At 73.7% G+C, this 11,812-nt stretch carries 10 protein-coding genes, 2 pseudogenes and 1 riboswitch; of the genes and pseudogenes, 6 read left to right on the forward strand and 6 right to left on the reverse strand.

Going from position 1 to position 11,812, the window contains the following annotated elements; genetic code table 11:
- Positions 1-147 precede the first annotated feature (147 nt).
- On the reverse strand, positions 148-1,446 hold the full coding sequence (locus AB0J68_RS15550) for an AI-2E family transporter (RefSeq protein WP_354861476.1): 1,299 nt from the start codon (positions 1,444-1,446) through the stop codon (positions 148-150).
- Between the two features lie 159 nt (positions 1,447-1,605).
- Here AB0J68_RS15550 and AB0J68_RS15555 point away from each other — a divergent pair, with 159 nt between their 5' ends.
- Positions 1,606-1,944 (forward strand): co-chaperone GroES, encoded by a 339-nt coding sequence (locus tag AB0J68_RS15555; protein ID WP_354861475.1) that lies wholly within the window; start codon positions 1,606-1,608, stop codon positions 1,942-1,944.
- A 92-nt stretch (positions 1,945-2,036) separates the two neighbouring features.
- Entirely contained in the window at positions 2,037-2,204 is a 168-nt protein-coding gene (locus AB0J68_RS15560; RefSeq protein WP_354861473.1) for a hypothetical protein, read from the forward strand.
- A gap of 16 nt (positions 2,205-2,220) precedes the next feature.
- On the opposite strand, the gene AB0J68_RS15565 is transcribed toward AB0J68_RS15560, so the two are convergent.
- Complete coding sequence (locus tag AB0J68_RS15565) at positions 2,221-3,699, reverse strand: PrsW family intramembrane metalloprotease (RefSeq protein WP_354861471.1); 1,479 nt, start codon at positions 3,697-3,699, stop codon at positions 2,221-2,223.
- A gap of 23 nt (positions 3,700-3,722) precedes the next feature.
- Positions 3,723-3,843, forward strand: a riboswitch (SAM riboswitch).
- 79 nt (positions 3,844-3,922) lie between these two features.
- Here AB0J68_RS15565 and AB0J68_RS15570 point away from each other — a divergent pair.
- A pseudogene (locus AB0J68_RS15570) lies at positions 3,923-4,954 on the forward strand (aminotransferase class V-fold PLP-dependent enzyme); the annotation flags it as partial.
- Between the two features lie 31 nt (positions 4,955-4,985).
- On the opposite strand, the gene AB0J68_RS15575 reads toward AB0J68_RS15570, so the two are convergent.
- A complete protein-coding gene (locus tag AB0J68_RS15575; protein WP_354861470.1) occupies positions 4,986-6,221 on the reverse strand; it encodes an FUSC family protein in 1,236 nt (411 codons plus the stop codon).
- A gap of 105 nt (positions 6,222-6,326) precedes the next feature.
- Here AB0J68_RS15575 and AB0J68_RS15580 point away from each other — a divergent pair, with 105 nt between their 5' ends.
- The gene (locus AB0J68_RS15580) at positions 6,327-6,983 is read left to right on the forward strand and encodes a metal-dependent phosphohydrolase (protein WP_363939038.1); all 657 of its coding nucleotides are present in this window, start codon (positions 6,327-6,329) and stop codon (positions 6,981-6,983) included.
- On the opposite strand, the gene AB0J68_RS15585 is transcribed toward AB0J68_RS15580, so the two are convergent.
- A complete protein-coding gene (locus AB0J68_RS15585) occupies positions 6,955-7,239 on the reverse strand; it encodes a DUF4031 domain-containing protein (protein ID WP_355064446.1) in 285 nt (94 codons plus the stop codon). The two genes, AB0J68_RS15580 and AB0J68_RS15585, sit on opposite strands and share 29 nt — an antisense overlap.
- 56 nt (positions 7,240-7,295) lie before the next feature.
- On the opposite strand from AB0J68_RS15585, the gene AB0J68_RS15590 reads away from it, so the two are divergent.
- Positions 7,296-8,696 carry an FAD-linked oxidase C-terminal domain-containing protein gene (locus AB0J68_RS15590; RefSeq protein WP_354861465.1) on the forward strand — a complete coding sequence of 467 codons (1,401 nt, stop codon included), beginning with the start codon at positions 7,296-7,298 and terminating at the stop codon, positions 8,694-8,696.
- 9 nt (positions 8,697-8,705) lie between these two features.
- On the opposite strand, the gene AB0J68_RS15595 is transcribed toward AB0J68_RS15590, so the two are convergent.
- Positions 8,706-9,242: a hypothetical protein gene (locus AB0J68_RS15595; protein ID WP_363939041.1), complete on the reverse strand. Its 537-nt coding sequence runs from the start codon at positions 9,240-9,242 to the stop codon at positions 8,706-8,708.
- A 62-nt stretch (positions 9,243-9,304) separates the two neighbouring features.
- On the reverse strand, positions 9,305-11,146 hold the full coding sequence (locus AB0J68_RS15600; RefSeq protein WP_363939043.1) for a glycerol-3-phosphate dehydrogenase/oxidase: 1,842 nt from the start codon (positions 11,144-11,146) through the stop codon (positions 9,305-9,307).
- 194 nt (positions 11,147-11,340) lie between these two features.
- On the opposite strand from AB0J68_RS15600, the pseudogene AB0J68_RS15605 reads away from it, so the two are divergent.
- Positions 11,341-11,812, forward strand: a pseudogene (locus tag AB0J68_RS15605) (peptidase S8); the annotation flags it as partial.

The following is an 11,812-nucleotide window of genomic DNA, read 5'->3' on the forward strand; positions in this document are numbered from 1 at the left end:
GGGCTCACTTCAGTACAGACTGGTCAACCCCCCACCCCCCCCCCCAGTACCACAAAAAACACGCATGCCGCCCCACCCCCGCCCCGCCACCCCACTACATCAACGATCGTGCGTGATCATGGCGCGGGAGGCGCGCCGCTCGTGCGGTCAGGGGGCCTGCGCGGCGACGACGACGGCGTCGGGTGGGGTGTCCGGGACCGTCCGGGCGGCCAGTCGGCGTACGGCGGTGTTCAGCACCGCGATCAGCGGCACGGAGACCAGCGCGCCGGTGATGCCCGCGAGCACCACGCCGGCCGCGATCCCGATGATCACCGCGAGCGGGTGGATGGCCACCGCCCGGCCCATGATGAGGGGCTGGAGGATGTGGCCCTCCACCTGCTGCACACCGATAACCGCACCCAGGATGATCAGCGCGGTTACCGGCCCGCTGTCGACAAGCGCCACCAGCACCGCCACCCCACCGGAGAGCGCCGCGCCGACGATCGGGATGAACGCGCCGAGGAACACCAGGGCCGCCAGCGGGAAGGCGAACGGCACGTCGAAGATGACCAGGAAGATGCCGATGCCGACCGCGTCGATGAAGGCGACCAGCACGGTCGCGCGGACGTACGCGACGAGGGTCTGCCAGGCGGCGCGGCCGGCGTCGTCGACCTTCCACCGGGCGGCCACCGGCAGCAGCCGGACGAGGAAACGCCAGATCTTGTTGCCGTCGCGCAGGAAGAAGAACGTCGCGAACAGCACCAGCAGCGTGCCGGTCAGCACCTCCGCCAGCGTCGCCGCGGTGCTCAGCGCGCCGCTGGTGAACTTCGAGGTGTTGTCGTTGATCCAGCCCTGCGCCTCGTTGATGTAGCGGTCGAGCTGGGTGTCGGACAGGTGCAACGGGCCGGTCTTCAGCCAGTTCTGGATCTGCCGGACGCCCTGCGAGGACTTCTCGCTCAGCTCCGGTACGCCCTGGATGAACTCGTTGACCACCAGGGTCAGCGTGCCGATGACGCCCGCCAGACCGCCGACCAGCACCACGGCCGTCGCCAGCGAACGGGGCAACCGGGCCCGCAGCAGCCAACCCACGGCCGGCGCGAGCAACGCCGAGAGCAGCAACGCGATGGCCAGCGGGATGATCACGATCCGGACCGTGCCGACGATCCGGAGCAGCGCCCACGCCACCACGCCGATCACGATCAGCCGCCAGCACCAGGCGGCGGCGATCCGCAGCCCGTGCGGCACGTCGGCGTCGTCCCGGCTGGACGTCGAGCTGTGCAGGTCCACCGGAGGCTCCGCGCCGACGACCGTGGCCTTCGCCGGAGCGGCGGGCCCGGGAACGGCCGGCGAGGCCACCCCGGCCGTCTCCGGCGCGTCGCTCGGCGTCTCCTGAGCCGCGCGAACCGACTCCTGTCCTGACCGGTAGGCGCGGCGCAGCCGCCCGCGTACCCGCTCGAAGCGGCTCAAGCGCACCTCCTGGCAGAAGAGTCGTCCGCCCACGGCGACAGGTCGGACAGCATACGTCCGTTCCCCACACCGTAGGGCAGTTCCGCCACACAATGCCCCGGACGGCCAGGGACGTAACCACCAGCGGCCGGTCCCCCGCGACACGGTAGCGTCTGCCCCGTGACCGCCGACCAGGATTTCGACTCCGGCCTGCCGATCCGCCTGCTGCACGACCGCGTGCTGGTACGCATGGACGGCAGCGAGGGCGAGCGCCGTTCCACCGCTGGCATCGTCATCCCGGCTACCGCCGCGGTCGGCAAGCGCCTCGCGTGGGCCACCGCCGTCGGCGTGGGGCCGAACGTCCGCGCCATCGTCTCCGGCGACCGGGTGCTCTTCGACCCGGACGAGCGTTCCGAGGTCGAGCTGCACGGCCGCGGGTACGTGCTGCTGCGGGAGCGCGACGTGCACGCCGTGGCCGCCGAGCGGGTCGAGAACGACTCCACCGGCCTCTATCTCTGACGCACCTCCCCTGGCCAGCGGGCGCCACCGCGCCGTTTGCCAGCCCGTGGCGTGGGAAGCCAGCCGGCGACCGTGGGCCCTGGGGAGGGACGATGCCGGTATTCGTGAAGAAACTGCTGGCCTGGGGCAGCGTCGCGTTCCTGATCTACTTCATGGCGTTCCGGCCGGACGGGGCCGCGCAGATGTTCAAGGGGATCGGAGCCGCGCTGATGGCGATGGCGCAGGGGCTCGGTGACTTCCTCACCACCCTGATGACCTGACCCCCGCCAGCGCCCGTCAGGAGTGACCGGGCGGCCACGGCGCCGGGGGGCGCAGGCCGTGCCAACCGGGCGGCGCGTAGCCCATGGGGGGCGGCGGCGGGGCGAGCACCACCGGGATCGGCACGACCGGCTCGTCGGGCGCTTCCACCGGCCGCTGCGTACCGTCCGGGAACCGCAGGTGGTAGCGGCTGCCGTCCCAGACACCCACCGGCGCCTGCGGGTCACGCCCCACGAAGAACGACCGGTGCGCGGTGATGGCCTCCAGCAGTTGCCGTTCCTCGGCAACCGCCCGCTCCCGGTCGGCGGGCTTACGGTCCAGACCACGAAGCGTCCCGTCGCGCAGCAGGGCCAGCCGCGTCGCGGCGAGCTGGTACCCGCGCATCGCCCGCACCCCGGCGTCGCCGGCGACCCGGCGTGCCCAGCTGCGGGCCGCGTGCCGGCGGCCCAGGCTGCTCAGGGCGGCCACCTCGGGCGGGCTCAGCCAGCCGGCGCGCACGTAGTCGGGCAGGGTCCGCTCGGTGAGCCGCCCCTCCCAGGCGCGCAGCCACACGGCCAGCCCGACCGTGCCGAAGAACACCGGCACCATCAGGCCCAGGAAGCCGTACAGCATGATCACCGCTTCGCCGGTGGCCTGGGTCAACGTCGGCAGCAGGTTCCACGTGCCGTGCAGCATCATCGCCAGCAGCAGGCCGGCGATGGGGGCGAGCACGCGGACCCGCCGGTCGGCCGTGCGCGAGGCGACACCGAGCCCGACACCTGTCATCGAGGTGAAGAGCGGATGGGCGAACCCGAACAGGAGGATCCGCACGATGAAGATGGCGATCACCTGCTGGGTGCCGGTCGCCGGGCCGTACCGGTCGGCGCCAGCCGCATAGCCGTACCCGCCCAGGTAGAGGATGTTCTCCACCATCGCGAAGCCGACCGCGGAGAGCCCGCAGTAGACCAGGCCGTCGGTTATCCCGGACCACTCCCGACGCCGGAACACCAGCAGCAGGATCGGACCGAGGGCCTTGGTCAGCTCCTCGATGAACGGCGCCACCAGCACGCCGGTCAGCGCCTCCGGCAGCCCCCAGTCGGCGAACCGCCCGGCGGCGAACTCGTTCACCTTCAGCGAGGCGGCGGTGGAGACGAACGCGCCCCAGGCGAAGCAGAAGATCAGGTATTTCAGCGGTTCCGGCTCGTACCGGTCGAGCCAGAGGAAGCAGGCGACCAGCACCGGCACCGGCAGGATCGCGGCGACCACCCCGATGAGCAGCGCGTCGAGGCCCAGCGACTGGCCGAGGGTGATGACCATGAAGACCGCGCACGCCGCGATGAACAGCACCACCCCGGCCAGCACCAGGAACCGCAGCCAAACCAGTCGGCGCGGCGGCATCCGGGGCGCCGCGACGACAGCCGGATCGGCGGGCGTGGGCGGCGACGGCAGGGGTGCACCGGGCGGGGTGTCGGCCATGCGGTCAGCGTAGCCATCCCCCGCCGGCTGGTCCGGTCGCATCCACAGCCGCTATGCTGCCGGCAGGTCACGAGCGCCAGCGTCAAGCCCCGGCTTGCTGGCCGGCAACCCTCGTCGAGTTCGCGGTGGGGTGCCCCGGGTGATGACCGGGCCCAGCCCGATCGGCGTGCTGGGCAAGCGCGGACCCCGTCCCGACACCGCACCCGGGGTCCCTGACCCCGGAGGTTCCGGCGTGTCCGTCACCCTCGTACCCTCGCTGCCCGCCCTGCCCACCGTCGCGCCCAGCCCGTTGGCGCCGCTCGACGTGCTCGGCGTACCCGGCGAGATCAACCTCGACTACGCGGCCACCGCGCCGTGCGCGCGGGCCGCGGCCGACGCGGTGACCGAACTGCTTCCCTGGTACGCCAGCGTGCACCGCGGCGCGGGAGCGCTGTCGCGGCGCTGCACCCTGGCCTACGAGCGGGCCCGGCAGACGGTCGGCGACTTTTTCGGCGCCCGCGCCGACGACCACGTGATCTTCACTCGGAACACCACAGACGCTCTCAACCTGCTGGCCCGGGCGCTGCCCGTCGGCACGACAGTCGTCACCTTCGCGGGCGAGCACCACGCCAACCTGCTGCCCTGGCCCCGCGGCTCGGTGCGCCTGTCGGTACCCGCCGACCCGGCCGGGGCGGTACGCGCTCTCGCCGCCGCCCTCACCGAGCTGCGCCGCGACAGCAACCCCGCGCTGCCGGTGCTGGTCGCCGTGACCGGGGCGAGCAACGTGACCGGGGAGCTGTGGCCGGTCGCCGAGCTGGCCCGGGTGGCCCACCGGCACAACGCCCGGATCGTCCTCGACGCCGCACAGCTCGCGCCGCACGCCCCGGTCGACCTGCACACGCTCGACGTGGACTACCTGGCCGTCTCCGGCCACAAGCTGTACGCCCCGTTCGGCGCGGGTGTGCTCATCGGCCGGGCGGACTGGCTGGACGCCGCCGCGCCGTACCTGGCCGGTGGCGGTGCCACCAGCCACGTCGGGCCAGCGACCCACGATGTGACCTGGGCGAACGGCCCGGCCCGACACGAGGGCGGCACTCCGAATCTGCTGGGCGCGGTGGCGCTGGCGGCGGTGTGCGCGGCGCTGGCCGACGCCGACCGGGTCGCGCTGGCCGCCCGTGAGCAGGCGCTGCTGGCCCGGCTGCGCGCCGGCCTCGCCGCCCTGCCGCACGTGGTGGAGTTGCGCACGTTCGGCCCCGACGCGCCCCGGGTCGGCATCGTCTCGTTCGTGGTCGCCGGCTGGGACTCCGCAGAGGTGGCCGAGGCCCGGACCGTGCGCCTGCTGCTCGCGCTCAGCCGACGGGCGGGGCGGTGGGTGGCTTCGGCGCCTCGCCCGGCTCGGCCGGTTCGCCGACCGGCCGTTCCTGCTCCCCGAAGGCCGTCCGGATCCACCGGTTCGCCTCCTCCTGCTCGACACCGGAGGCCACCAGCAGGTCACTCGCCGTGGTCCGGATCTGGGCGATCACGACACTGCCGGAGAAGCCGACTCCCGCCCCGTACGCCCGGCCGGCCTCGCTGACGGCCCGCAGCGAGCGCTCCCGTGCCTTCTGCGGCTCCTCGCCCGCCGCGAACTCGTGCTTGAGCAGCCGGACCGACTCGGCGAGGTGGCGGATCGCGTCCGGCATCGGGTCCGGCACCGGCTCGTCGTCCTCGATCAGGGTGACGGACCGGCGGATCAGCGTGCCGCTGTTGCGCATCGCGCGGTCGATCGGGTCGGCCGCCTCCGCGTAGTGGATCAGCTCGCCGCGGCGGTGCCAGCGGGCCGGCGACAGGGTGGCCGTCTCCTTCGCGCCCTCGATCGCCTCGCCCAGGGTGGCCAGCTCGTCCTTGTTGTTGCGCAGCCGCTCCAGCGCCCGCTGGATGCCGGCCCGGTCCCGGTCGCGCAGCCCGTCGGCGGTGGCGTCGAGCTGGGCGGCGAGCAGGTCCAGCGCCGGGCGGGCCGCCCGGTTGATCACCCGGAGCGGGTTCAGCGGCAACAGGACCGCCGTCACCAGCAACGCGATGCCGCCGCCGAGAAACGCGTCGACGAAGCGCGGGATCTCCAGGTTCTGGGTGGACGGGCTCAACGTCACGATCAGCACCGCCGTGGCCGCCGCCTGGATGACGATGGCCACGCTCGCCCCGGCGAAGATGGTGAGCAGGATCGCCACCGTGACCACCAGGCCGAGCTGCCACGCGCCGGTGCCGAGGAAGTAGATCAGGAGGTCGCCGACGAACACCCCGACGCCCACCCCGACGATCAGCTCGACGGTCCGGCGGAACCGTTGCCCGACCGACGCGGCAAGCGTGCCGACCGCGGAGATCGGCGCGAAGACCGGTTGCGGATTGCCGAGCACCTTGTGCGAGATGAGGTACGCCAGACCGGCCGCCAACCCGGCTTGGACGGCCAGCCCACCCGCCATCCGCACCCGGTGCAGCCGGTCGTGCAGGGTGGCCCGGCCGCGGTGCCGCAGTTGCTCGGTGGCCTCGGCGATGCGCGCCCCGTCGACGTCCACCAGGCCCTCACGCAGCGGGGTACGCCGCACCATCGGAGGTCTTCTGTCCCGGGCCACCGCCATGGGCGCGACTACCCGTGGCGGGCCCCCTGAATCCTCCCGCCCGCGTGCGGCGCACGGATGCGGCAGACTCGGGCGGTGGCCGATCTGCTGGACCGGTGGCGGGCGGCGGCCCGCGACGCCGGGGCGGGACCCGACGAGCGCTCCACCCGGGCCGGGGAGGAGCTGCTCGCCCGGTGGCGGGAGCCGCACCGGCACTACCACACGGTGGCGCACCTGAGCGTCGTCCTCGATGTGGTGGACCGGCACGCCGCGCTGGCTGACCGGCCCGACCTGGTCCGGTTGGCCGCCTGGTGCCACGACGCGGTCTACGACCCGCGGGCCCCGGGCGACACCAACGAACGGGACAGCGCCGCGCTGGCCGGGAACCTGCTCACCGGGCTCGGAGTGCCGGCGCCCGCGGTGGCCGAGGTGCGCCGGCTGGTCCTGCTCACCGCCGGGCACGCCGTGGCGCCCCGCGACCGGAACGGCGCCCTGCTCTGCGACGCGGACCTCGCCGTGCTGGCCGGGCCGCCGGCCGCCTACGACCGCTACGCGGCGGCGATCAGGCGGGAGTACGCGCACGTGCCCGAGTCGGCCTTCCGAGCTGGACGGGCCACCGTGCTCACCGGGCTGCTGGCGCTGCCCGCGCTGTTCCGGCTGCCGCCGCTCGCCGACCGGTGGGAGCGGCCGGCCCACGACAACCTGCGCCGTGAGCTGGCCGCACTCACCGGGCCGCCGACGATCCCGGCGTGACCAGGTGTTTCGGGCGACGCAGTCCGGCGTCGCGCAGCAACCGGACGAGTTCCCGGCTCGGCACCACCCGGGCCCCGAGCCACACCGCCGCCGCGAACCGGTCGGCCGGGATGTCGTAGTGGTCCCGGTCGAAGCCGCGCCGGGGTGCGCCCAGCGCCTCGGCGAAGGCGTGCAACTCGGCGTAGGAGACGTCGCTGATCAGGTGCGACCAGAGTCGACCGCGCCACGGCCAGGCCGGCCGGTCCAGGTAGAGCATGGTGCCCAAGCTAGCCCGCGTTGATGATCGGTGGTCGGCGACCTAGCCTCGGCGGCATGGCCCCCACCGGACTTCTCGACGACCTGCGCGCCGCTCTGGGCGAGAACGCCGTGCTCACCGACCCGGACCTGCTACGCCTGCACCAGCGCGACGAGGCCGACCTCTGCGCCGCCGGCGTCCCCCTCGTGGTGACCCGCCCGCGCAGCACCGAGCAGGTGGTGGCGGTGATTCGGGCGGCGGCCCGGCACGGCGTACCGGTGGTGCCGCAGGGCGCGCGGACCGGGCTGGCCGGCGCGGCGAACGCGGTGGACGGTGCGGTGGTGATCAGCACCGTCGCGATGGACGAGATCCGGGAGATCGACCCGGTGGGCCGTATCGCGGTGGTCCAGCCCGGCGTGGTCAACGCCGCGCTCGCCGCGGCGGTCGCCAAGCAGGGTCTCTGGTACCCGCCGGACCCCGGCTCCTGGGAGTCGTCCACGATCGGCGGCAACGTGGCCACCAACGCCGGCGGCATGTGCTGCGTGAAGTACGGCGTGACCACCGAGTACGTGCTCGGCCTGGAGGTGGTGCTCGCCTCCGGCGAGGTGCTGCGCACCGGGCGGCGTACCGCCAAGGGGGTGGCCGGCTACGACCTGACGCGGCTCTTCGTCGGCTCGGAGGGCACCCTCGGGGTGATCACCGAGGTGACCGTGGCGCTGCGGCCGGCCCCGGCCGACTCGCTGACCCTGGTGGCGGTCTTCGGCTCCACGGCGGCGGCCGGCACGGCGGTGGCCCAGATCGCCGCGCGGGGCCTCACGCCCAGCATGCTGGAACTGCTGGATCAGACCCACCTGCGGGCGATCGAGGCGTACCAGCCGATGGGGCTGCGGACCGACGCGCAGGCCCTGTTGCTGGCCGCCGCCGACACCGGCAGCCGGGCGGGCGACGACCTGGCGGCCCTGGCGCAGGTGTGCGAAGCGGCCGGCGCCGAGGAGGTCTACGCGGCCACCGACGCGGTGGAGGCGGCGGCGTTGTTGCAGGCTCGCCGCCTCGCCCACCCGGCGATGGAGAAGTTCGCCGCCGACACCCACCCCGGTGGCAGCGGTGGCCTGGTGATCGACGACGTGGCGGTGCCGCGGGGCGCGCTCGCCGCGCTGCTGGACGGGGTGGCCCGGATCGCGGCGGACTGCGACGTGCCGATCGGTGTGGTGGGGCACGCCGGGGACGGCAACATGCACCCGAACATCGTCGTCGACCGCGCCGACCCGGCGAGCGTTGAGCGGGGCCGGCGGGCGTTCGACGAGATCATGCGGCTCGGTCTCGACCTGGGCGGCACCTGCACCGGCGAGCACGGGGTGGGGCTGCTCAAGCGGGACTGGCTGGCGGCCGAGATCGGCCCGGTCGGCGTCCGGGTGCACCAGGCCATCAAGGCGGCACTGGACCCGGCCGGCCTGCTCAACCCGGGCAAGGTGCTCTGAGGGGCTGCTTCAGCCCTTGACTTCGGCGGGCGTCGCCTGGGTGAGCAGCAACAGGACCTCCCCCGCCACCGCCGGGCGTTCCTCACCCGGGCAGTCCTGCGAGGTGATCAGCCCGGACGAGGTGAGCAGGCTGGACGTCAGCGCGTCGATACAGGTGGTCCGGTACCGCCGGACCTGGTCGGTCTCCTCGGCGAGCCGGGGGTCGGCGAGCAGCACCTGAAGGCGTTCGGTCTGCTCCGCGGCCAGCCTGCCCCGGGAGGTGACTCCGTCGCCGGCACAGTCGAGGCACTGCCACGAGCCGTCCCGCTCGACGCTCAACGTGCGCAGCGGGGCGTCGGCGCCGAGCCGTTGGATCAGGCTGACCTGGCCCGCGGCGACCGTCGTCGGGATCTCGGGTGCCGGCACACCGGCCGCCGAGCCGGCCGGCGGTTGGGCGACCGGCGTCTCGGCGTCATCGCGGCCGAAGAGCGAACACCCGGCCAGGGCGACGGCGAGCACCAGGGCAAGCAGCGGGGTGAGGAGACGGGGGCGCGCGCGGTACAGCACGCGCGGAAACCTACCCCACCGTAGGTAGCGTTCGAAACCACCATCCGGGCCGGTATCGATAGTTACCACCCGGTAACGTCACTTTTCGGTCCTCGTGGCGTGGGGCGCAGCTCCGCCTGGTCGTCGTCACCCCGATCCGCCGCGTAACCCCGTACGTCCGGTACGCCGAGTCTGGCCGCGTCCGCCCCGGCGTCGTCCGGCATCAGTTGGGACTGCCGCTCCGCCTCCACCCGCGCGCGGTAGTGCTCGACCTCGCGGGCGCTCCTCGCCGCGTCCCACCCGAGCACCGCACCCATCAGCTCGGCGGTGTGCTCGGCCGACTCCAGGCCACGGTGGCTGGTCTCGAAGGAGATCCGGGTCCGTCGGGTCAGCACGTCCTCCAGGTGCAGCGCGCCCTCGGCCCGCGCCGCGTAGGCGACCTCCGCCGCCAGGTATTCGGGAGCACCGGCCAGCGGGGACGCCAGCAGCGGATCGACGTCGATCAGCGCCAGCAGGTCGAGCGTGAGGGTGCCGTACCGCTCCAGCAGGTGCTCCACCACGCCCACCGGCACGCCGTGCCGGCGGGCCAGGTCGGCCCGGTCGCGCCACATCGCCGGGTAGCCGTCCGCGCCGAGCAGCGGCAGGTCGGCGGTACGCGACGCGCGGGCGCCACCCAACCGGCGTACGGCCCGGTCGACCACGTCGGACGCCATCACCCGGTACGTCGTGTACTTGCCGCCGGCGACCAGCAGCAGCCCGAGCATCGGCTCGAACACGGCGTGCTCGCGGGAGAGCTTCGACGTGGAGTCGGCCTCACCGGCCAGCAACGGCCGCAGCCCGGCGTAGACGCCCTCGATGTCGGCGGTGGTCAACGGCCGGTCCAGCACGGTGTTGACCTGCTCCAACAGATAGTCGATGTCGCTGGCCGAGGCCGCCGGGTGGGATCTGTCCAGGCGCCAGTCGGTGTCCGTGGTGCCGATGATCCAGTGCCCGCCCCACGGGATGACGAAGAGCACCGACCGTGCCGTCCGCAGGATGAGCCCCGTCTCGCCGGTGATCGCCGAGCGGGGCACCACCAGGTGCACCCCCTTCGAGGCGCGCACCCGGACGCCGGGCCGCAGGCCCACGTCGTTGAGCATCCGGGACATGTCGTCGCTCCACACACCGGTGGCGGCGATGACCGTGCGGGCCTGCACCTCGAACTCGGCGTCCGGGGACCCGGCCGGCGCCTCCAGGTCACGGACCCGTACGCCGGTGACCTCCCGCGCCTGCCGGATCAGCCCGACGGCACGGGTGCTGCTGACCACGGTGGCGCCGAGGCTCGCCGCGGTGCGGGCCAGGGTGACGACCAGCCGGGCGTCGTCGACCTGCCCGTCGTAGTAGCGGATCGCCCCGGCCAGCGCGTCGGCCCGCAGGCTCGGGAAGATCCGCCGGGCCCCCTCCCGGGTCAGGTGCCGGTGCAGCGGCATGCCCCGACCACCGCCGAAGAGACCGGCGAAGGCGTCGTACGTGGCCACGCCCGCGCCGTAGTACGAGCGGCGGAAGATCCGGGCGGGCAGGTCCCGCAGGCCCCGGCCGGCCGGCAGCGGCACCAGGAACGGCACCGGGCGGACCAGGTGCGGCGCGAGCCGGGTCGCCAGCAGGCCCCGCTCGGTCAGCGCCTCGTGGACCAGGTGGAACTCCAACTGCTCCAGGTAGCGCAGCCCACCGTGGATGAGCTTGCTGGATCGGCTCGACGTGCCCGAGGCGAAATCGCGCGCCTCGACCAGGGCCACCTTCAGGCCTCGGGACGCCGCGTCCAGGGCGGCGCCGGCACCGGTCACCCCGCCCCCGATGACCAGCACGTCGAAGCGCTCGGCGCGGAGTCGGCGCAGGTCGGCCGTACGGCGGACCGGCGAGAGCTGACCGGCGACGGATCGGGAGATGTTGGGGTCACGCACCCATCCACCGTAACCGCCGCGGAAGCGTGTCAACATTCGCGGCCCGCCCCGCCTCGCCTCCGACTCACGTCGACCGCCCGCAGACCTTGGACAGTTTCCGTCAGCGGCTGACGGAAACTGTCCAAGATCTGCGCGGTTCTTCGATTCGAGACTGCTCGGGCTGGTCGTAGGGTTTCCGGATGCATGGTCAACCTGCGCATCCCGGGCTCGGCCACCGCAGCTCCCCGTGGCCGGTGGTCGCGGCCGTGTTCGTCGGCTGCTGGATCGTCGCGGTCACGGTGGCCACCCAGACCGGTGGCTGGCTCACCGATCAGGTGCTGCTCGGCTTCGGACGGGACCGGCTGGGTTGGCTCTGGCCGGTGCTCGGCCTGGTCACCGTCGTGCTGGTGGGCACGCCCGCCCTGCTGCTGGCCGTACTGCCCCGCTCGACCACGGTCCGGGCCACCGGGCGGGTGTGGTTGGCCGCCGCGCTCACCCTCGGCGTGCTCACGCTGCTGCGCATCGTGCCGCCCGTACACCACGAGGCGTACCTCGCCGCGCTGGCCGCCGTCGCATCGCTCAGCGCGCTCACCGTGGCCTGGTCGGCGCGACGATCGTCCGGCTCGGACGTCGGCGCCGCTCCCGACGCCACCGCGTCGTGGGCCGGCGACC

This window comes from Micromonospora sp. NPDC049580 (assembly GCF_040675595.1).
Classification (GTDB): Bacteria; Actinomycetota; Actinomycetes; order Mycobacteriales; family Micromonosporaceae; genus Micromonospora.

What these genes read in the sequence shown, in the direction of transcription:
- AB0J68_RS15560 (WP_354861473.1), top strand. Translation starts at nt 2,037, where the DNA reads ATGCCGGTATTCGTGAAGAAACTGCTGGCCTGGGGCAGCGTCGCGTTC.
- AB0J68_RS15565 (WP_354861471.1), bottom strand. Translation starts at nt 3,699, where the DNA reads ATGCGACCGGACCAGCCGGCGGGGGATGGCTACGCTGACCGCATGGCC.
- AB0J68_RS15575 (WP_354861470.1), bottom strand. Translation starts at nt 6,221, where the DNA reads ATGGTGCGGCGTACCCCGCTGCGTGAGGGCCTGGTGGACGTCGACGGG.
- AB0J68_RS15585 (WP_355064446.1), bottom strand. Translation starts at nt 7,239, where the DNA reads ATGCTCTACCTGGACCGGCCGGCCTGGCCGTGGCGCGGTCGACTCTGG.
- AB0J68_RS15590 (WP_354861465.1), top strand. Translation starts at nt 7,296, where the DNA reads ATGGCCCCCACCGGACTTCTCGACGACCTGCGCGCCGCTCTGGGCGAG.